The 21,011-nt window shown below is 71.3% G+C and carries 15 protein-coding genes and 1 tRNA gene; 4 read left to right on the forward strand and 12 right to left on the reverse strand.

Annotation, left to right across the window (positions count from 1 at the left end; all coding sequences use genetic code 11):
* Positions 1-39: 39 nt before the first annotated feature.
* The 5 genes from treZ to TAE01_RS04965 form a co-directional block, all read right to left on the reverse strand.
* Positions 40-1,869 (reverse strand): malto-oligosyltrehalose trehalohydrolase, encoded by a 1,830-nt coding sequence (gene treZ, locus TAE01_RS04945; protein ID WP_147064002.1) that lies wholly within the window; start codon positions 1,867-1,869, stop codon positions 40-42.
* Positions 1,866-4,304, reverse strand: a complete 2,439-nt coding sequence (gene treY, locus TAE01_RS04950) for a malto-oligosyltrehalose synthase (RefSeq protein WP_147064004.1) — start codon at positions 4,302-4,304, stop codon at positions 1,866-1,868. The genes treZ and treY overlap by 4 nt, the downstream gene beginning before the upstream one ends.
* The gene (gene glgX / locus TAE01_RS04955) at positions 4,301-6,472 is read right to left on the reverse strand and encodes a glycogen debranching protein GlgX (RefSeq protein WP_147064006.1); all 2,172 of its coding nucleotides are present in this window, start codon (positions 6,470-6,472) and stop codon (positions 4,301-4,303) included. Before glgX ends, treY begins: the two co-directional genes overlap by 4 nt.
* Before the next feature lie 313 nt (positions 6,473-6,785).
* Positions 6,786-7,562, reverse strand: a complete 777-nt coding sequence (locus TAE01_RS04960; RefSeq protein ID WP_147064008.1) for an SDR family oxidoreductase — start codon at positions 7,560-7,562, stop codon at positions 6,786-6,788.
* Positions 7,562-8,707 carry an acyl-CoA dehydrogenase family protein gene (locus tag TAE01_RS04965; RefSeq protein ID WP_147064010.1) on the reverse strand — a complete coding sequence of 382 codons (1,146 nt, stop codon included), beginning with the start codon at positions 8,705-8,707 and terminating at the stop codon, positions 7,562-7,564. The genes TAE01_RS04960 and TAE01_RS04965 overlap by 1 nt, the downstream gene beginning before the upstream one ends.
* 98 nt (positions 8,708-8,805) lie before the next feature.
* On the opposite strand from TAE01_RS04965, the gene TAE01_RS04970 reads away from it, so the two are divergent.
* Positions 8,806-9,432 carry a TetR/AcrR family transcriptional regulator gene (locus tag TAE01_RS04970; RefSeq protein ID WP_147064012.1) on the forward strand — a complete coding sequence of 209 codons (627 nt, stop codon included), beginning with the start codon at positions 8,806-8,808 and terminating at the stop codon, positions 9,430-9,432.
* Positions 9,433-9,972, forward strand: a complete 540-nt coding sequence (locus TAE01_RS04975; RefSeq protein ID WP_147064015.1) for a 2'-5' RNA ligase family protein — start codon at positions 9,433-9,435, stop codon at positions 9,970-9,972.
* 4 nt (positions 9,973-9,976) lie between these two features.
* On the opposite strand, the gene yczE is transcribed toward TAE01_RS04975, so the two are convergent.
* Positions 9,977-10,696 carry a membrane protein YczE gene (gene yczE, locus TAE01_RS04980; protein ID WP_147064017.1) on the reverse strand — a complete coding sequence of 240 codons (720 nt, stop codon included), beginning with the start codon at positions 10,694-10,696 and terminating at the stop codon, positions 9,977-9,979.
* On the opposite strand from yczE, the gene yczR reads away from it, so the two are divergent.
* Both yczR and TAE01_RS04990 read left to right on the forward strand, forming a co-directional pair.
* Positions 10,695-12,197, forward strand: coding sequence for a MocR-like transcription factor YczR (gene yczR / locus TAE01_RS04985; protein WP_246111142.1), 1,503 nt, complete (start codon positions 10,695-10,697; stop codon positions 12,195-12,197). The genes yczE and yczR overlap by 2 nt on opposite strands.
* A 115-nt stretch (positions 12,198-12,312) precedes the next feature.
* Entirely contained in the window at positions 12,313-13,356 is a 1,044-nt protein-coding gene (locus TAE01_RS04990; RefSeq protein ID WP_222594063.1) for a magnesium transporter CorA family protein, read from the forward strand.
* 75 nt (positions 13,357-13,431) lie between these two features.
* Here TAE01_RS04990 and ettA read toward each other — a convergent pair whose 3' ends face one another.
* The 6 genes from ettA to TAE01_RS05020 form a co-directional block, all read right to left on the reverse strand.
* Positions 13,432-15,114, reverse strand: a complete 1,683-nt coding sequence (gene ettA / locus TAE01_RS04995; protein WP_147064019.1) for an energy-dependent translational throttle protein EttA — start codon at positions 15,112-15,114, stop codon at positions 13,432-13,434.
* A 69-nt stretch (positions 15,115-15,183) separates the two neighbouring features.
* A complete protein-coding gene (locus TAE01_RS05000; RefSeq protein WP_147064021.1) occupies positions 15,184-15,780 on the reverse strand; it encodes a single-stranded DNA-binding protein in 597 nt (198 codons plus the stop codon).
* Positions 15,781-15,957: 177 nt separating this feature from the next.
* Positions 15,958-17,697, reverse strand: coding sequence for a dynamin family protein (locus TAE01_RS05005; protein ID WP_147064023.1), 1,740 nt, complete (start codon positions 17,695-17,697; stop codon positions 15,958-15,960).
* Positions 17,694-19,403 (reverse strand): GTPase family protein, encoded by a 1,710-nt coding sequence (locus TAE01_RS05010; protein ID WP_246111143.1) that lies wholly within the window; start codon positions 19,401-19,403, stop codon positions 17,694-17,696. Before TAE01_RS05010 ends, TAE01_RS05005 begins: the two co-directional genes overlap by 4 nt.
* Positions 19,404-19,638: 235 nt before the next feature.
* A tRNA-Arg gene (locus tag TAE01_RS05015) sits at positions 19,639-19,711 on the reverse strand.
* A gap of 54 nt (positions 19,712-19,765) precedes the next feature.
* Positions 19,766-20,956, reverse strand: a complete 1,191-nt coding sequence (locus tag TAE01_RS05020) for a PrsW family intramembrane metalloprotease (protein ID WP_246111144.1) — start codon at positions 20,954-20,956, stop codon at positions 19,766-19,768.
* Positions 20,957-21,011 lie beyond the last annotated feature (55 nt).

Consider the following 21,011-nt stretch of genomic DNA (forward strand, 5'->3'; position numbering starts at 1 on the left):
CCGTTCGCGCCCACCCGAGGGCCCGCGCACGGGGTCCCCTCAGATGGTGGTGGTGCGCAGGACTGCGACGTCGTGACCGTCGAGGCGCACACCGTGACCGTCGACGATCGGGGCGCGACCCCACGACGCGAGGACGTGCTCGACCTCACCGGTGAACGGCACCACCTGCGAACGGCCGGCGAGGTTGGCGACGACGTGGACCGCGCCGCGGGACATGATCATCCACTTGGCGGCCTCGTCGAACGTCACCGCCGTGGCCCGGAGGTCGCCGGACGCGACATCGGGCTGCGTGCGGCGGACCTTGATCAGCTCGCGGTAGAAGTGCAGCATCTCGTTGTGCCCCGGCGCGCTCGGCTCACTCCAGTCCAGCACGCTGTGCGCCCGGGTCGCGGGGTCCTGCGGGTCGGGCACGTCGGCCTCGTTCCACCCGTGGGCGGCGAACTCCGCACGGCGTCCGGAGCGGACCGCGTCAGCGAGCCAGTCCTCCTCGAACGAGGTGAAGAACGCGAACGGGGTGCTCGCCCGCCACTCCTCCCCCATGAAGACCATCGCGGTGAAGGGCGACAGGAGGTAGAGCGCGGCTCCGACCGCCTGCTGACCCGGTGAGATCTGGTCGCTGATTCGGTCGCCGGTGGCGCGGTTGCCGACCTGGTCGTGGGTCTGGAGGTAGGCGAGGAACTGGTGGCCCGAGCGCGCCTGCTGGTCGACCCGGGCGCCCCAGACGGTGCCACGAAAGGTCGACATGCGTCCGTCGTGGAGGAACGCGTCGGACAGCGTCTTGGCCAGCACCGAGATGGGACCACCCTGCGGCCAGGCCTCGGTGCCACCGGCGAAGTCGGCGTAGTAGCCCTGGGTCTCGCCCGTCAGCGCGACGTGCAGGGCGTGGTGGATGTCATCGTCCCACTGCGCGGTCATGCCGCGGCCGCCCTCGGCGGTCGGGGTGACGATCACCGCGTCGTTGAGGTCGCTCTCGGCGATGAGGTCGAGGGGACGTCCCAGCTCCGTCGCGAGAGAAGCCGTCTCGTCGGAGAGCTGAGCCAGCAGGTGCGGCTCGGACTCGTCGCGCAGCTCGTGGACGGCATCGAGCCGCAACGCGTCGACGTGGAAGTCCCGGAACCAGCGCAGCGCGTTGTCGATGACCCAGCGACGCACCTCGTGGCTGCCCTCGGCGTCGAGGTTGACCGCCGGCCCCCACGGCGTCGTGTGGGTGGTCGTGAAGTAGGGCCCGAACTCGGCGAGGTAGTTGCCGGTGGGTCCGAGGTGGTTGTAGACCACGTCGAGGCAGACGCCGAGTCCCTTCGCGTGGCAGGCGTCGACGAAGCGCTGGAACGCGGCCGGACCGCCGTAGGCCTGCTGGACGGCATACGGCGCCACCCCGTCGTAGCCCCAGCCGTGCGTGCCCCCGAACGCGGCGAGCGGCATGACCTCGACGACGTCGACACCGAGGTCGACGAGGTGCGAGAGGTGTCCGATGGCGGCGTCGAGCGTGCCCTCAGGGGTGAAGGTGCCGACGTGCAACTCGTAGACGACGCCCCCGAGCGCGCCGCGGCCGTCACGCGTTCCACGCCAGTCGCCGTCACGCCACGGGTGGGCGTCGGCGTCGAACGTGCGGCTCGAGCCGTGGACCCCGTGCGGCAGCCAGGCGCTGCGCGGGTCGGGTCGGGGGTCGCCACCGTCGAGGCAGAAGGAGTAGTCCAGCGTGCCGCTCCCGGTGCGATTCCACGACCACCAGCCGCCGTCCTCGCCCGTCATGGCGTGCCGGTGCGCGGCGGACGTCGGCTCGCCCCTGCCTTCGACCGGGTTGACGAGGACGTCCACGCGCGAGGCGAGCGGCGCCCAGACGCGGATGGTGCTGGAGCGTGCGGTCATGACTCGTCCCGTACCCGCACGAGCAGAGCGACCGGCAGGCCGCTGCCCCCGACGACGTCGTCCAGGGGTGTCGTTCCTCCGTCGAGCTCGTGCGCCGACCCCGACAGCGCGTCGCGCCAGGGTCCCTCGGGCAGGTCGATCGTGGCGGCGCCGAACCCGCCCTCGTCGGCCAGACGCCCGGCCAGCCGGGTCACGACGGTGACGACCTCGATGGCGCCCTCACCCGCGCCGCGGCCGAAGGCCACGACGTGCTCCGAGGTCGTCGAGATCGGCACATAGGTTGCGTCCGCCCCCGTGAACACCTCGGGGCGCGCGCGTCGGGTGCGCAGCGCTGCGCTCGTGACGAGCAGCTTCTCGTCGTGGAGGTCGGCCGGAGCCACTCCCGCGTCGAGACGCGCCAGCCGGTCCCGGCGCTCGGCATAGTCGACGGCGCGTCGGTTGTCCGGGTCGACGAGCGAGAGGTCGACGAGGTCGGTGCCCTGGTAGACGTCCGGCACGCCGGGCATCGTCAGCTGCACGAGCTTCTGCCCGAGCACGTTGGCCCGCGCCTCGGACCGCGTCGCCTCGACCCAGGACTCGATGTGGGCGACGATCTCGGGCCTCGTCACCACGCCGGCCACGAAGCGCTCGACCGCCGACTCGTAGGCCTCGTCGGGCTCGGTCCAGCGCGTGTAGAGCTTCGACTCGCGAATCGCCTTGAGGGCGTAGGCCTGCAGGCGGTCCTCACTGATCGGCCACGCACCGACGACGGTCTGCCACAGGAAGTACTCGGTGAGCGCGTCGAGCTCGTCGCCGCGCACCGGAGCGGCCAGCTCCCGGGCCGTGCGCACCCAGGTCGCCCACGCGTCGGGACGCTCGGCGAGGACGAACAGGCGCGCCCGGACGTCCTCGGCGCGCTTCGTGTCGTGCGTCGAGAGGGTCGTCATCGACTGCGGCCACGACGCGAGGAGCGTCCCCGCGAAGGCATGGAACGCGTCGGCCGGCACGCCGACCTGCGTCGGGTCGCCGCCCACCTCGTTGAGTGCGACGAGCCGGACGTAGCGGTAGTACGCCGTGTCCTCGATGGCCTTGGCCATCGCTGGTCCGCAGGTCTGCTGGAACCGCACGAGGAACTCGTCGGCCGCCTCGCGGTCGACGGGCGAGCCCTGTCCGAGGGCGAGGTCGAGGACGCCGCGCACGGTCACCGCATCCAGAGTGCCGGCCACGCTCTCGCCGCCCCGCGCCGCAGCTGCCTCGAGCTCGGACGCGTCGTCGGCGTCGGCCGGACTGCCCGGCCTGAGGTAGACGCGGTAGCGCTCCATGCCGACGAGCAGGTCCTCGACGACGGCCCGCGCCGAGTCGGGGTCGAGATCGGGCCTCGCCCGGGCGACGAGCCGCAGGAGGCGGCTGACCTCGGTGGCGAGCATGACCTGCACGACCCACCGCTTGGACTCGGTGACGATGGCCTCGAGGTCCTGCGTCCGGCCGAGCAGCTCGCTCGACAGCGCATCGAGCGACCCCGCCCCGGCCGGGTCGACGAAGAGCCCACCGATGCGCAGCAGGGCGTCGTAGCCGGTGGTGCCGGCGGTCCGCCACCCGTCGGGCAGCTGCTCCGAGCCCTCGAGGATCTTCTCGACGACGACCCAGGCGTCAGCGGTCGCGTCACCGAGACGGTCGAGGTAGCCCTCGGGGTCGGCGAGCCCGTCCGGGTGGTCGATGCGCAGCCCGTCGATGGCGCCGGAGCGGATGCCGTCGACGAGGAGCGCGTGCGTCGCGTCGAAGACCGCGGGGTCCTCGACCCGCACGGCGATGAGCGACGTCACGTCGAAGAACCGCCGGTAGTTGAGCTCCGAGTCGCCGACCGTCCACGAGGCGAGGCGGTAGTGCTGGGCCTCGAGCAGCTCGGCCAGCGGCCGGCTCGTGTCGCTGCCGGGTGCCAGCGGGAAGACGTGGTCGTAGTACTGGACGACCGGCTCGCCGTGGTGCTCGCCGACGGACAGCTCGCCGGCGGCGAGCACGTCGTCGAGGGACGCGCCCAGCACCGGCATCAGGATGTGGCCGTCCTGGGCGTCCCAGTCGACGTCGAACCACGTCGCGTAGGCCGACTGGCGGCCCTCGCGGAGCACCTCCCAGAGCGGCCGGTTGAGCGAGAGCGGCGTCGGAGTGGTCATGTGGTTGGGCACGACGTCCACCACGACGCCGAGCCCGGCCCCGTGGGCGGCCTCGACGAGCCGGGCGAACCCGGCGTGGCCGCCGAGCCCCTCGGACACCGTCGTGTGGTCGGTGACGTCATAGCCGTGCTTCGAGCCGACCGTCGCCTGCAGGACCGGCGACAGGTAGAGGTGCGTGATCCCTAGTGTCGCAAGGTGATCCACCTGCGCGGCCGCGTCGTCGAGGGTGAAGTCCGGCTCGAGCTGGAGCCGGTGGGTCGAGACCGGTGCGCTGGAGTACCTCACGCGGTGGCCTCCTCCGTGACGCCCGGGATGATGGGCGAGACGATCTCGCGGGGGCACCTCAGCACGACGATGCTGCGCGGCTGCACCTGGATCTGCCACGTCGGCTCGAGGTGGTTGGCCTCGACCTCGTGCAGGGCCGTGTCGATGACGGGGATCCACTCCGCGCCGTACTCGCCGTCGGGCAGGGTGAAGGACAGCGGCTCGTCGTGCGCGTTGAACATGACGAGGAACGAGTCGTCGAGGATCTGCTGCCCACGCGGGTCCGGCTCCGGGATGGCCGAGCCGTTGAGGAAGATCATGAGCGACTTGGCCTGGCCGTTGCTCCAGTCGTCCTCGTCCATGTGCTGGGCCTCGGGCGTGAACCAGGCGATGTCACCGAGTTCGCTCTCGCCGCCGTGGTCGGCGTTGCCGGCGAAGAAGCGGCGGCGGCGGAACACCGGGTGCTCACGGCGCAGCTTCACGAGCGACTGGGTGAAGACGAGCAGCTTCTGGTCGTCCTCGTCGAGGACCCACTGGATCCACGAGATGTCGTTGTCCTGGCAGTAGCCGTTGTTGTTGCCGCCCTGGGTGCGCCCCAGCTCGTCGCCGTGCAGCATCATCGGCACCCCCTGCGAGAAGAGCAGGGTGGTGAGGAAGTTGCGCTGCTGCCGCAGCCGGAGGTCCCGGATCTCGGGGTCGCTCGTCGGACCCTCGACGCCGCAGTTCCACGAACGATTGTGGCTCTCGCCGTCGTTGTTGCCCTCGCCGTTGGCCTCGTTGTGCTTCTCGTTGTACGACACGAGGTCGCGCAGGGTGAAGCCGTCGTGGGCCGTGACGAAGTTGATCGAGGCGATCGGCTTGCGTCCCGAGTGCTCGTAGAGGTCGCTGGATCCCGTGAAGCGAGAGGCGAACTCGCCGAGGGCGCCACCCTCGCCGCGCCAGAAGTCGCGCACCGTGTCGCGGAACTTGCCGTTCCACTCGGTCCACAGGGGCGGAAAGTTGCCGACCTGGTAGCCGCCCTCGCCGACGTCCCACGGCTCGGCGATGAGCTTGACCTGGCTGACGACCGGGTCCTGTTGGATGAGGTCGAAGAAGGCCGACAGCTTGTCGACCTCGTGGAACTGGCGGGCGAGCGTGGCGGCCAGGTCGAAGCGGAAGCCGTCGACGTGCATCTCAGTGACCCAGTAGCGCAGCGAGTCCATGATGAGCTGCAGCACGTGCGGGCTGCGCATGAGCAGGCTGTTGCCGGTGCCGGTCGTGTCGTAGTAGTGCGTGAGGTCGTCGCTGACGAGCCGGTAGTAGCTGTTGTTGTCGAGCCCGCGGAAGGCGAGCGTCGGCCCCATGTGGTTGCCCTCGGCCGTGTGGTTGTAGACGACGTCGAGGATGACCTCGATGTCGGCCGCGTGCAGCGCCTTGACCATGGCCTTGAACTCGAGGACCTGCTGGCCGCGCTGGCCGCCGGCGGCGTACTCGTTGTGCGGGGCGAGGAAGCCGATCGTGTTGTAGCCCCAGTAGTTCGACAGGCCGCGGTCCACGAGCGGCGCGTCCTGGACGAACTGGTGCACCGGCATGAGCTCGATGGCGGTGATCCCGAGGTCGCTCAGGTGCTTGATGACGGCCGGGTGCGAGATCCCGGCGTAGGTGCCGCGGATCTCCTCCGGGACCTCCGGGTGGAGCATCGTCAGGCCCTTGACGTGGGCCTCGTAGATGATGCTCTCGTGGTACTCGTGGCGCGGCGGCCGGTCGTCGCCCCAGTCGAAGAACGGGTTGATGACGACCGAGTGCATCGTGTGGCGCACGCTGTCGTCGGTGTTGATCTCCGTCGTGGTCGCCGCCTTCTCGTCCCCGAAGGTGTACGAGTAGAGCGACTGGTCGTTCTCGGCCTGGCCCTCGATGGCCTTGGCGTAGGGGTCGAGCAGGAACTTGCTCGGGTTGCAGCGGTGTCCGTGCTCGGGGTCGTAGGGACCGTGCACGCGGAAGCCGTAGCGCTGCCCGGGCTGCACGTAGGGGACGTAGCCGTGCCACACGAAGCCGTCCGTCTCGGGCAGGTCCAGTCGGGTCTCGGTGAGGTCGTCGTCGAGCAGGCACAGCTCGATGCGCTCGGCCACCTCCGAGAAGACCGCGAAGTTGACTCCGGAGCCGTCGTACGTGGCTCCGAGGGGGTAGGGCTTGCCCGGCCAGATCTCCATGGACCTACTTTCCGTCGTTCGGTCGCGGCACGGGGCCACGGCGCCACGGGGTGGCGACCTGCGGACGGCGGTGGCCGCACAGCGCATTCTCCCCTGCCGGAGCCCATCGAGCGCAAGGCGGTCGTATGCCGGTCGGCGCGCCGCGAGACGACGTGCCGTCCGTTCGCGGCTGGGAAGGCGCTGCTCAGCCCGCGCGTCCCTGTCTCCAGTACCCCATGGGGACGACCTGCGGACGAGGCCGCACACGGTTCCGGCCCCGCGCGCAGGCGCGGGGCCGGGAACGGCGATGGACCGACGAGGCCGGCGGCAGGCGCTACAGCGCGCCGCCCAGCGTGACGCCCCCGTCGATGGTCAGCGTCTGTCCGGTGACCCAGGACGCGTCGCTGCTCAGCAGGAAGCTGACGGCGCCGGCGACGTCCTCGGGCAGGCCCAGGCGCTTCATCGGGTAGGCGCGGACGACCTTCTCCTCGCGCCCCTCGTAGAGCGCCTCGGCGAACTTCGTCTTGACGACGGCCGGGGCGACGGCGTTGACCCGCACGTCGGGACCCAGCTCGTAGCCGAGCTCGGTCGTCAGGTGGATGAGGGCCGCCTTGGAGACGCCGTACCAGCCGATGACCCCGCTCGCACCCTGGCCGGCGACCGAGGCGAGGTTGACGACCGCCCCGGGGTGGGCGTCGTCTCCGAGGCCCGCAGCCACCGCCTTCTTGATCCACGAGAAGGCGGCGACGACGTTGACGTCGAGGACCTTGCGGGCGATGTCGAGGTCGGAGTCCAGCATCGGGCCGTAGGCCGGGTTGATGCCGGTGTTGTTGACGAGCAGGTGCAGGCCGCCGAAGGTCTCACGGGCCTTGGCGACGACCTCGTCCTGGTGGGACTCGTCTGCGGCGTTGCCGGCCACCCCGAGGGCGTTCGCGGAACCACCGAGATGCTCCACCGCCTCGGCGAGCGCCTCGGGCTTGCGTGCCGTGATGACGACCTTGGCACCCTCGGCGACGAGGCGCTCGGCGATGCCGAGACCGATACCCCGGCTGGCGCCCGTGATGATCGCGACGGCACCCTCGTGGCGCCCGCCGCGTGCGTCGGCCGCCATCAGAAGCCGAGGTCCCGGCCGATGAGCTCCTTCATGATCTCGTTCGAGCCCGCCCAGATCTTCGTGACGCGCGCGTCGCGCCAGGCCCGGGCCACGCGGTACTCGTTCATGAAGCCGTAGCCGCCGTGCAGCTGGACACAGTGGTCGAGGACGTCGTTCTGGACCTCCGAGCTCCACCACTTGGCCTTGGCGGCGTCGACGGCCGAGAGCTTGCCCTCGGCGTGGGCCGCGATACAGTCGTCGACGTAGGCCTCGGCGACCTCGATCTTCGTGACGAGCTCGGCCATGAGGAACTTGTTGTGCTGGAACGCGCCGATCGGCTGCCCGAAGGCCTTGCGGTCCTTGGCGTACTGGATCGTCTCCTCGAGGATCGCCTTGGCGTGCGCGACGTTGGAGACCGCGGCGCCGACGCGTTCCTGCGGCAGGCGCTGCATCATCGAGATGAAACCCATGCCCTCGGGACCGAGACGGTTCTCGTCGGGGACCCGGACGTTCTCGAAGAAGAGCTCGGCCGTGTCGGACTCGTCCATGCCGACCTTGTCGAGCTTGCGGCCGTTGACGAAGCCGTCCATGCCGCGCTCGACCATGAGCAGCGTGATCCCCTTGGCGCCCTTGGACGGGTCGGTGCGCGCTGCCACGATGACGAGGTCGGCCTGGTAGCCGTTGGTGATGAAGGTCTTGGAACCGTTGAGGATCCACGAGTCGCCGTCGCGGACGGCGGTCGTCTTGAGCGCCGCGAGGTCGGACCCGCCCGAGGGCTCGGTCATCGCGATGGCGCAGATGAGCTCCCCACTCGCCATGCCGGGCAGCCAGCGCTGCTTCTGCTCCTCGGTGCCGAGGTCGACGATGTAGGGCGGGCACACGTCGGAGTGGATGCCGAAGCACGAGCTCGTCGCGGCGTTGAAGCGCGACATCTCCTCGGCGACCACGGCGTTGAAGCGGTAGTCGTCGACACCGGCACCGCCGAACTCCTCGGGGATGTCGAGGCCGAAGAAGCCCTGCTTGCCGGCCTCGAGCCAGATGTCGCGAGGGATCGACTTGCCCGCGATCATCTCCTCGGCGCGGGGCGCGAGGGTGCGGGCGACGAACTCGCGCGCCGACGCGCGCATCGCCTCGTGGTCCTCGTCATAGATGTTGCGGGGCATGTCGTCCTCCATCGGGCGTGCTCACGGGTGCGGCGCGCTGGTACCCGCGGGTAACTAAGCGCTTGCTTAGTTTCCCTCCCCTGCGGCATGCTGTCAACGTGCCGCAGCCCACCACGAGCCCGTCCCCGACGGTCGCCCGGACGTCCGACCCCGACGCGTCGACGGTCGAGCGACTTCTGCAGGCCGCCGCGCACGCCTTCGCCGACAAGGGCTTCCACGCCACGACGACGCGAGACATCGCCTCCGGTGCCGGCCTCTCGCCCGCCGGGGTCTACGTCCACTTCGGCTCCAAGGAGGAGCTGCTCTTCGCCCTGAGCCGGAGCGGCCACGAGTCGGCCCTGCGCCTCATGCGCTCGGCGATCGCCGAGGGATCGGACCCGACCCAGCAGCTCGTCCACGTCATGGCCCGCTTCACCGAGTGGCACGTCGAGCAGTACCAGGTGGCCAGGGTCGTGCAGTACGAGCACCACCACCTCACACCGGACCACCACGCCGAGGTGCTGGCGCTGCGCAAGGAGATGGACTCGCTCGTGCGCGACGTGCTCGACCGTGGCGTCGCCGACGGCACCTTCTCCGTCGACGACAGCGCCGACACGGCCCTCGCGCTGCTGTCCATCGTCGTCGACGTGGCCCGCTGGTACTCCCCGACGATCCGCCGCACCCCGTCGCAGATCGGCGCGACGAACGCCGCACTCGCCCTCCGGCTCGTGGGCGCCGGGCACTAGGTGTCCCCCACCGGACACTCGGTGCTCCAGGTGCCCGTGCCGGAGCTCGAGCCGTTCGTCGTCGCCCGGACGCGGCACTACGACACCGACTACGTCTCGGCCGACCCGGCCTTCGTCCACGCCCACGTCACGGCTCTCGCCCCGTTCCTCGACCGCGACGCCCTGACACAGGAGGCTGTCGACCTCGTCGCCGAGATAGCCCGGACGACAAGCCCGTTCACGTTCGCGCTCGAGATCGTGAGCACCTTCCCCAACGGGATCGTGCACCTCCTGCCCGATCCCGCCGCACCCTTCGCGGCACTCACCGCGGACCTGTGGCGGGCCTTCCCGCAGTGCCCGCCGTATGCCGGCCGCTTCGGCGACGTCGTCCCGCACCTGACGCTCGACGCCCTCTCGGACACCGTCACCGAGGCCTCCACGCGAGGCCTCGTCGACGCCCACGTGCCGGTCCGGTGTCGCGCCGAGCGGCTCGACCTGGCGTGGTACGAACCGGGCGCGTGCCGCATCCTGCACTCGTGGCCCCTGGGCACGACCGCCTGAGGCCTCAGGTCGTCGTCGAGCCCAGCGCCGATGCAGGAGCCACGGGCAGAGTCGCATCTCCCTGGCCGGACGGGTGCCGGCCCGCGACCCCGAGGTCGACCGTCAGCCGGGGCAGGAAGAACTGGACGAGCGGACCGATCGAGACGGCATACAGCACGGTCCCGAGACCGACGGGGCCACCGAGGAGCCAGCCCACCGACAGCACGACCACCTCGATCGTCGTTCGCACGAGGCGGATCGAGAGCCCGGTGCGGCGCGCGAAGCCCGTCATGAGCCCGTCGCGCGGTCCCGGTCCGAGCTGGCTGCCGATGTAGAGGCCGCCCGCGACGCCGTTGAGCACGATGCCGGACCCGAGCAGCAGGACGCGTGCCCACATCGACTCCGGCGGGACGATGAACGCGAGGCCGGCGTCGGCGGCGAGACCGATGACGACGACGTTGGCGACGGTCCCCAGCCCCGGCCACTGGCGAAGGGGCACCCACAGGAGCAGGACGAGAGCGCCGACGACGATCGTCACCTGACCGAACGACAGGGGGACGTGCGAGGCGATGCCGGCATGGAAGACGTCCCACGGATCGAGGCCCAGCGTCGAGCGGATCATCATGGCCATGGAGCCGCCGTAGAGCACGAGCCCGATCACGAGCTGGAGGACGCGGCGCGGGAGGCGGCCGGCGCCCAGCTGCTGGCGCGGGGTGAGGTTCGCGAGGGGGACGTTCCGACTCATGGTCTCCATGATGATCGCGGGTGGACTCATTTCTAAGGGCCAGTCGTGGGACAGTGGACCGGTGCGCACCATCTCTGCTCGCTCACTGGCCCTGCTTCTCGGGTCCGATCCCCTCCCCCGGCCGGCCTACCGGGGCCTCGCGGACGGCATCCGTCGGCTCGTCTCCGACGGACGGCTTCTCGTCGGGACCCGCCTGCCCAGCGAGCGCACGCTGACGACCGAGCTCGGCCTCAGCCGCACCACCGTGGGCGCTGCCCTCGACACCCTTCGTGACGAGGGCTTCGTCGCGACCCGCCGCGGCTCCGGAAGCGTCGTCCGCCTCCCGACCGGACCGTCCGGCCTCGCCCTGTCCCAGGCCGGGCTCATCCCCACCGACGTCCCCCCGGACGTCATCGACCTGACGTATGCCGCCCTCCCGGCCGCCGCCGGCGTCACCGCCGCCTACGAGCGGGCCCTGCTCGAGCTGCCGCGCTTCCTGGCCACGGCGGGCTACGACCCGCGCGGCCTGCCGGAGACCCGGGCCGCCGTGGCCGAGTGGTTCGAGGCCCGCGGGCTGGCGACGTCGCCCGACCAGGTCGTCATCACCTCGGGAGCGCACGGCGGCCTGTCGGCGGTGCTGCGCGCCCAGCTCGAGGTCGGCGACCGCGTCCTCGTCGAGAGCCCGACCTACCCGAATGCCATCGTGGGAGTTCGGCGTTCGGCGTACCGGGCGGTGCCCACGCAGCTCACCCCGACGGGGTGGGACGTCGAGGCCGTCGAGGTGGGGCTGCGCCAGAGCGGGGCGCGGGCGGCATACCTCATCCCGGACCACCAGAACCCGACCGGGCTCGTCATGGACACCCCGACGCGGCACCGGCTCGCGACGGTGCTCGCGCGCGCCGACGCCGTTCCCGTCGTCGACGAGACTTTCGTCGAGCTCGGGCTCGACGAGGACGTCGACCGCCCCGCGCCCTTTGCGAGCGCGTCCCGGCAGGCCCACACCCTCGGCAGCGCCGGCAAGACGTGGTGGGGCGGCCTGCGCGTCGGGTGGGTCCGGGCTCCCGAGGGCGCCACGGAGTCCGTCATCGAGGCGCGGCACAGCCTCGACCTCGGCACCGCGATCCTCGAGCAGCTCGTCGTCACCGACCTGCTCCGCCAGGGCGAGGCCCTGCTCACGGACCGGCGGCGGGAGGCCCGCGCCCGGCGCGACGCCCTCACCGTCGCCCTGCGCCGCCACGTGCCGGAATGGCGTTTCGCCCTCCCGTCCGGGGGCCTCAACCTCTGGTGCGAGCTGCCCGAGGCCCGCGGCGACGAGCTCGCACGCGTGGCGGAGTCCGCCGGGGTGCGCCTGGCCCGCGGCGCGCAGTTCGGGGTCGAGGGCGGCTTCAGCCGGTGGGTGCGCGTGCCCTTCTGCGTCGCCCCCGACGAGGCCGACGAGGTGGGACGGCGGCTCGCCGAGGCCTGGCGGCTGGCGCTCGGTGAGCGCCCCACCACCCGCGACGTCAGCCCCCTCATCGCCTGACCTCTCCATGATCGCCGCCGAAGGCTCCGTCGCCACTCCCCACCTGCAACACGCCGACCTGTGACGGGTGTGACGGGAGGGCCACCGGATGATGATGGGCTGCGAGACTGACCGCGTGACCAACGACGCAACCGGGCGCATCACCTCCTGCCGGTGGGAGAACGGCAAGGTCGTCGACGAGGGCTTCGCCCTCGAGGAGGTCTCAGACCTCCTCCAGCGGGAGGGATCCCTCATCTGGGTCGACCTCTGCGAGCCCGACCACGCCGGGCTGCGCGCCCTCGCCACCGAGCTCGACCTCGACCCGCATGCCGTCGAGGACGCCGCGTCGGCCGGTGAGCGGCCCAAGGCCACCCGCCACGCCAAGCACACCTTCCTCACCGTCTACGCGACTCGGCTGCTGTCCGGCGAGGAGGCCTCGTCCCTGTCGGACGATCCCACCGCATCGGGCCGCGAGTCCCGGCTGCGCACGAGCCGCATCTCGGCGTTCGTCCTGCCCCGTGGCATCATCACGGTCCGCGGGAGCTCCGACGTCGACATGGGTCCGGTGCTGGAGCGGTGGAACGACGACCCGGAGCTGCTGCAGCTCGGGGTGGGTGCGCTCGTGCACGGCCTGCTCGACACCGTCGTCGACGGTCACTTCGAGGCGATCCAACAGCTCGACGACGCCATCGAGGAGCTCGAGGACCTGCTCTTCGACGAGCGCGGCCACATGCACACCGTGCAGGTGCGCACGTACCGGTTGCGCAAGGAGCTCGTCGAGCTGCGCCGGGTCGTGCTGCCCATGCGCGACGTCGTCAACGCCGTCCTGCGCCACCGCGGAGAGCTCGACCAGCGACACACCGCGCTCGACGGCTTCTACGACGACCTCTACGACCACGTGCTGCGGGCGGCCGAGTGGACCGAGTCGTTGCGCGACATGGTCACGACGATCTTCGAGACCAACCTGTCGCTCCAGGACGCGCGGCTCAACACGGTCATGAAGAAGCTCACCGGGTGGGCCGCCATCATCGCGGTTCCGACCGCCGTGACCGGCTGGTTCGGCCAGAACGTGCCCTACCCCGGTTTCGGCCGGGCCTGGGGCGTGCTGTTCAGCGCTGCGGTCATCGCCGGCGTGGCCGTCACGCTCTACGGCGTCTTCCGCCGCAAGGGCTGGATCTGACGACGCGGGAGGGCCGGGGCACCACGTGCCCCGGCCCTCCCATCGACTGTCGTCCCGCGCCGGCCACCGACCGCGTCAGTCGCGGGTCAGCTTGCGGTAGGTGACGCGATGCGGACGCGCGGCCTCAGGCCCGAGGCGCTCGACCTTGTTGGCCTCGTACGACTCGAAGTTGCCCTCGAACCAGTACCAGCTGGCGGGGTTCTCCTCGGTGCCCTCGTAGGCGAGGATGTGCGTCGCGACCCGGTCGAGGAACCACCGGTCGTGGGTGATGACGACGGCGCAGCCGGAGAACTCGAGCAGGGCGTTCTCCAGGGAGCCCAGGGTCTCGACATCGAGGTCGTTGGTCGGCTCGTCGAGCAGCAGCAGGTTGCCGCCCTGCTTGAGGGTCAGGGCGAGGTTGAGACGGTTGCGCTCACCACCGGACAGGACGCCGGACAGCTTCTGCTGATCGGGACCCTTGAAGCCGAACTGCGAGACGTAGGCCCGCGACGGGATCTCGACGTTGCCGACCTTCATGTAGTCGAGCCCGTCGGACACGATCTCCCAGAGGTTCTTCTTCGGGTCCAGGCCCTCGCGGCCCTGGTCGACGTAGGAGATCTTGACCGTCTCACCGATCTTGACCTCACCGGCGTCCGGCTGCTCGAAACCGACGATGGTCTTGAAGAGCGTGGACTTGCCGACACCGTTGGGGCCGATGACACCGACGATGCCGTTGCGGGGCAGCGAGAACGACAGGTTGTCGATGAGGACGCGCTCACCGAAGCCCTTCTTGAGGTTCTTGACCTCGATGACCGTCGAGCCGAGGCGCGGGCCCGGCGGGATCTGCAGCTCCTCGAAGTCGAGCTTGCGCGTACGCTCCGCCTCGGCCGCCATCTCCTCGTAGCGGGCCAGGCGCGCCTTGCTCTTGACCTGACGACCCTTGGCGTTGCTGCGAACCCACTCGAGCTCGGTCTTGAGCCGCTTGGCGAGCTTGGCGTCCTTCTTGCCCTGGATCTGGAGGCGCTCGGACTTCTTCTCGAGGTAGGTCGAGTAGTTGCCCTCGTAGGGGTAGAGCCGGCCGCGGTCGACCTCGGCGATCCACTGCGCGACGTTGTCGAGGAAGTAGCGGTCGTGGGTGACGGCGATGACGGCGCCGGGGTAGGTCTCGAGGTGCTGCTCGAGCCACAGGACGGACTCGGCGTCGAGGTGGTTGGTCGGCTCGTCGAGCAGGAGCAGGTCGGGCTTCTGCAGGAGCAGCTTGCACAGGGCGACGCGGCGGCGCTCACCACCGGAGAGGTTGGTGACCGGCGAGTCCGGCGGCGGGCACCGCAGGGCGTCCATCGCCTGCTCGAGCTGGCTGTCGAGGTCCCACGCGTCGGCGTGGTCGATGTCCTCCTGCAGCTTGCCCATCTCCGCGAGCAAGGCGTCGTAGTCGGCATCGGGGTCGGCCATCTCCACGGAGATCTCGTTGTAGCGGTCGAGCTTGGCCTTGATCTCGCCGGCGCCCTCCTCGACGTTGCCCAGGACGGTCTTGTCCTCGTTGAGAGGCGGCTCCTGGAGCAGGATGCCGACGGTCGCCCCGGTCGCGAGACGCGCCTCGCCGTTGCTCGGCTGGTCGAGTCCCGCCATGATCTTGAGGATCGTCGACTTGCCGGCACCGTTCGGGCCGACCATGCCGATCTTCGCGCCGGGGTAGAAGGACATCGAGACGTCATCGAGGATGACCTTCTCGTTGTGTGCCTTGCGCGCACGGGTCATGGTGTAGATGTACTCGGCCATGCGCAGAAGGCTATCTGTCGGCGAGCGCGGCACCGAATCGGTGTCCGCGCCCGCTGACCGCCGTCCGGCTCAGGCCGAGAGCCGCTCGACCACCTCGTAGTCGTCCGTCTCGGGGTCGCCCGTCGCGAGCACGTCGTCCGTGCCCGTCACCGAGTCCGACGCGGGGTCGTAGTCGTCGTCGACGACACCGTCCGCGTCGACGTGGTCCGGCCGGGGATCCGACGGACCCGACGCCCCCTCGGTCATCGCCCGCACCGATGCCTGCACGTCGGGGTCGGCCGTGCGGTCGTGGCCCAGGGCGGCCGCCCGGCTCACCCGCTCGAAGGTGGCTCGGCCCCAGGACAGGTCGTGCCCGACGTGCGCGGCGTCGATCTGCGGGGAGCTGCGTGGCGTCCCGTCGTTGCTGAGGTACTGCTTGACCGAGAAGTTGCCCTCGACGATGACGGGCTGCCCCTTGCGCAGGGCCGTCGCGGCGTTGGCGGCGAGGGCGTTGAAGGCGATGACGTCGAAGAAGCTCGTGTCGCCGTCGACGAAGCGGCCGTCGCCGGTGCGCCGGTAGGGCGTCGTGGCGACCCGGAAGGTGGTGTAGGTGCTGCCGTTGCGGGCCTGTCGCTCGACGGGCTCGCTCACGACGTTGCCGTGCACGGTGATGCGGATCTCGTTCATCGGTGCTCCTCGGGAGGGTCCAGAGGCGGCCTCGCGCCGCCTGGGACCACCTTCGGGCGCCCTCGCCCGGGCCGACAGACGACGTCTGCCGCTTGTGGACACCACGGGTCGGCCCGCCGGGGGTGTGGACGAGGGATCCGACCGCCCCCGTCCGCCCCCTCCGGGACCGCTCCCCCGTCAGCCGGCTGCGGCCTCGAGGTGCTCGCGCGTCTCCCGGTGCCGCACGAGGACCTCGTCCACCGGGATGAGGATGTGCTCGTCGGCCACGGTGGCCACCGACTCGGTGAGCCGCTGCTCCACGACGGTCCTGCGGTGGCTGGCGCCGACGCGCGCCCACCACCGGGAGAGCGCGCCGAGGCCGATCCCGACGAGGACGCCGACCACCACCAGGACGAGCGGCAGCGGCACGATGCCGACCGAGGGGGTCTCGGGCCGGGGGAGCTGCAGGAGCGCGAAGGCCCACAGGACGGCATACCAGATGAGCCCGACGAGGGCGAGGAGACCGAGCACCCACTGGAGCACGTTGACCGCGAACCACCACACGGGCCGGCGGGCCCGCAGGGAGGTCCCGATGACGGCGCGGTCGAGGGAGTCCGTCAGGTTTCCCTCACCGGGGTCGACGGCGTCCTCGGCGGCCTGGGCCCACGGCACCGGCAGGCCCTGGGACGCCTCGCGGACGAAGCCGCGGGTGGCGAGGTCGACGGCCGACACGGTCGAGACGGTCGGCGCCGGGATCGACGAGCGACCGAGCAGCGCCCTCACGTCGGCCCCGTCGATCTCCACGTGGATGGGTGGACGCCCGCCGGTGCGGTCGAGACGGAGCCGGCGCAGCGGGTCGGCGGCGAAGCCCTTGGTCCAGCGGGCGAAGAGCCACCCGGTGTGGGCGAAGGCCTCGCGGCGGTAGTCGCGCGCGACGGCGTCCAGCACGATGGGCACGCCGGCCGCACGGGCCAGCGAGGCATCGAGCTCGTCGCGAGGCACGCGGCCCACCTCGACCTCGGTGTCGCCGACGCCGGGACGCAGTCGCGCCGCAGCACCGATGATGTCAGCCTTGAGCCGCTGACGCGACGCCGCATGTCCTGCAACGGCATTCGCCAGTCGCTGCTTCAGCTCGGGAATGCCCTGACCGGAGACGGTCGACGTCGCGAGCACCTTCGCATCGGCGACGCCGTCGGCGACGAGCAGCTTCGAGAGGTCCTGCGTCAGGGTCTTGACGGCATCGCCCTGCAGACGGTCCGCCTGGTTGAGGACGGCCAGCGTGACGGCGTCGTGCTGCGACAGCAGGCTGACGAACTCGTCGTGGAGGCGGGCGTCGGCGTACTTCTGGGGGTCCGTCACCCAGACGAAGACGTCGACGAGCTCGAGCACCCGCTCCGCCTCACGGCGGTGCTCGAGCTCGCGCGAGTCGAAGTCGGGCAGGTCGAGCAGCACGAGGCCGTCGAGAGAGCCCGCCACCTGGACGGCCGACGCGGCCGCCGCGGCCGCCGAGGCCGCCGAGGCCGCCGAGGCCGCCGAGGAAGGCGCACCAGGCGCCTCCGTGTCGACGACGTGACGGTCCGCGACACCGAGCCAGTCGAGCAGCTCGGTCGCGTCGGACTCGCCCCACAGGCCGGCGGTCGGGCGCGAGGTCGTCGGGCGGCGGGCGCCGATGGTCGCGACGTCAGCGCCGACGAGGGCGTTGAAGAGCGAGGACTTGCCGCTGCCGGTCGCCCCGGCGAGCGCGACGACCGTGTGGTCGCCGCCCATCCCGGAGCGTTCGACGGCCTTGTCGACGACACGGCGAGCTGCGGCGACGCCCGAGGGGTCGAGCTCGTCGGCGCCCGACACGAGCGCCATGGACAGCTCCGTCGTGCGGCTGCCGAGCTCGGCGGCAGAGACCGCCTTGACCGTGGCGCGCCCCATCCGGATCGGGCTCATCGGGCCTCCCTCACCGCAGCAGCGGCCGCGCTCAGGCGCTCGGTCTGGGCGGTGTCGACCTGCAACGTCGTAACAGCTCCTTGGTAGCGGGCGAGCTCGGCGGCATAGAGCTCGTCGACGCGGTCGGCCAGCTGCTCGCGGGCCTTGCGGGCGAGCTCGCGGACGGCCTGGTCGCCGAAGACGGCCTCGAGCAGCTTCTGCCCCACCACGGCGGTGCCACCGGCGATCCCCACCTCGGCGCCCGTGATGCCGGCGGTGCTCGCGAACGTGACGAGCATGAGGACGACGCCGAGCCCGTTGACGCCGTAGGCCATGATCCGGGCCGTGGTGCGACGGTCCCGCCCCTCGTCGCGCACCATCTGGAGGATGTCGCCCTGCCAGTCGCGCACGAGGCGCTGGATGCGCCGGTCGACGTCGGCGCCGGAGCGTCCGAGCGCCGGGTCGGCCCTCAGCAGCTGGTCGCCGCCGGGCAGCGTGCGCCACGCGCGGGCGATCGAGCTCGCGGCGAGCTCGGCGTGGTTGACGACGAGTGACTCGACGCCGGACTGCAGGGCCTCCCCGAGGTGGTCGGCACGCGCCGGCTCGCCCCGGAGGAAGGAGGTGAAGCGGTCCCGGACGCGGGAGACGGTGGACTCGACCTGGCGGAAGAACTCGCCCGTGCCGACGAACTCCTGCCAGCGGGCCAGCACCTCGCCACGCAGCAGGGTGCCGTCGAGCATGCCCTCGTGCACCTGCCTCCTGGCGTCGTCGTAGGCAGCCGCGGCGGTGGCGACGAGCGCCTCGCCGGCCGAGGTCTGCTCGGTGGAGGCCTCGACGAGGGCGAGCGTGCGGGCGTCGAGGGAGACGAGCGCCCCCCGGAGCGTCTGCCGCACGACCTCGGCCCGGGCCTGGGCGTCACCGGCGAGCGCGGCCAGCCACCCGCGCAGCCGCTGGGTCTGCTCGGCGGGCAGGAGTCCGTCCTCGAGGTCGGACTCGACGACGGTGAAGATCGGGGCCTGGTCGAGCCCCTGCTCGCGCAGCATCGAGGCGAAGTGGGTGCGGATCTCGTCGACGGCCGTCGGGGGCACGCGGTCGAGCACGACGGCCACGGACGTGCCGCGCTCCGACGCATCGCGCAGCAGCTCCCACGGCACGGCGTCGGCGTAGCGCGCGGCCGTCGTGACGAAGACCCACAGGTCGGCTGCCGCGAGCAGCTGGGTGGCAAGGCCGCGGTTGGCCTCCACGACGCTGTCGATGTCCGGGGCGTCGAGCAGGGCGAGGCCGGCCGCCACCTCGTCGGTGGAGACGAGCCGCACGGCACCGGGGCCGTCGGAGGAGGAGTGCCGGCCGGTGATCCGGGCCAGGCCGGGCAGGATGCGCGGGCCGGAGAACCACGCCGCGTCGGACGGGTGGTGGATGAGCACGGGCGACCGCGTCGTCGGACGCAGGACACCCGGCAGGGTCACCTCTCGCCCGACGACGGAGTTGACGAGGGTCGACTTGCCGGCCCCGGTCGAGCCTCCGACGACGGCGAGCAGGGGCGCGTCGAGCGACGTGAGCCGCGGGATGACGTAGTCGTCGAGCTGGTCGAGCAGGCGCCCGCGGGCCGTCCGGGCCTCGGCAGCGCCGGGCAGCTCGAGCGGGAGGGTCGCCTCGGCGACGGCAGACCGAAGTGCCGCAACGCCCGCGAGGAGCCGGGCATTGCCCACCCCTGAATCACCTGCCACGCCCGTATCCTTTCGTGTCGCGCTTACACAACCAAACCGAAAGGCGGCGCGCCTCCCTGACGTACCCGAGTCGTGACCTGAGCCGTCCTCGCGGCCGCCGCTCCCACGCCCGACGACGGGGCCCGGCATACGCCCTGGGCGCCGAAGATCGTTGGCCTGCCGACGATTCCCGAGGACGTATGCCGTCCTCGGCCCGGGTGCCACGAGCGCGGTCGCGCGCGAGGCGACCTCTCGGCGCCCCCGGCAGGAATCGAACCTGCGACCAAGAGATTAGAAGGCTCTTGCTCTATCCGCTGAGCTACAGGGGCCGGCGCCCGATCCGGGCGCGGTCCAATGATAGGCACCCGCGACGGGATGTCCGGTCAGGTCACGGGCGAGCCGACGAAGGCGCGGCGGTGGGCGGTGATCGACTCGAGCAGCACCATCTCGCGCTCCGACGCGCCGTCCTCGGCCGTGCCGTGGACGAGCCGGGAGCGCAGCAGCGCAAGGTCGCTCGCGCTGTCCTGGAACGCGTCCATCGAGCGCTTCGCCGCGCGACCGCCGTTCTGCCGGGCCCAGGTCCGGGCTGCCCGGCGGAGGCGGAGCTGGGAGAGCATCGTCACCTCGCCGTGGGTCAGCCACCCGGCGTCGGCGTAGGGCGAGAGGTAGCGCCCGATGAGGCGGCCCTCACGACGGCGCAGCCACAGGAGGAAGCCGATGAAGGCGATGAAGAGCGGCACCTGGTAGGTCACGTAGGCCGCGAAGAAGCCGTCCATCCCGGCGAGGGCGGAGAGGTTCCACAGGCCGTGCAGCAGCATGGCGCACACCCACCCGGCGACGATGGCGACGACGCGCACGGCCGGCCGTCGCGTCGTCACGGCGATCCCGATGCCGATCCCCGTCAGCGACGTGAAGAGGGGGTGGCCGAACGGACCCATGAGCCCGCGCACGAGGAAGGTCGAGGTCAGCCCCTCGCTGCCGTAAACGTTGTAGGCCTGACCCAGGTAGAGGATGTTCTCGCTGAAGGCGAAGCCCGCCCCGATGAGCCCGGCGTAGACGATCCCGTCGACGATGCCGTCGAACTCGCGGCGCCGGAGCAGGTAGATGAGCAGGACGCCGAGGCCCTTGAGGGTCTCCTCGGTGACCGGCGCGAGGTAGACGGCGCCCGTCTCGAGCGGATCCGTCCAGCGTGCCTCGACGAGCAGCTTGAGACCGAAGGTGTTGAGGAAGAAGGCCCCGACGACCGCGACCAGCGCTCCCCAGAGGAAGGCGAACACGATGTAGCGCACCGGCTCGGCCTCGTAGCGGTCGAGCCAGAGGAACGTCGGCACGATGACGAGCACCGGGATGATCGCCATGAGCGCCGACGTCAGGAGCGTCTGGGTGCTGAGCCGCTCGCCCAGGATGCCGAGGAGGACGAGCAGGCAGACGAGGAAGACCGAGGCCGCGACGCCGATGGTCAGGGCCGTGCGCAGCAGCGGTCGCCGGGTCGGGTTGCGCACCGGACTCCATTGCTGCGCCTGGTCGCCCGGGACCGCACCCGGGCCCTGCGTCGTCACGTCCCCTGAGGTCATGGGGGCAGGCTAGTGCAGCCGCACGGCCGCGCACCCGGGCTCGTGCTCGCGCGAG

The sequence above is a fragment of the Terrabacter aerolatus genome (assembly GCF_007991735.1).
GTDB lineage: Bacteria > Actinomycetota > Actinomycetes > Actinomycetales > Dermatophilaceae > Terrabacter > Terrabacter aerolatus.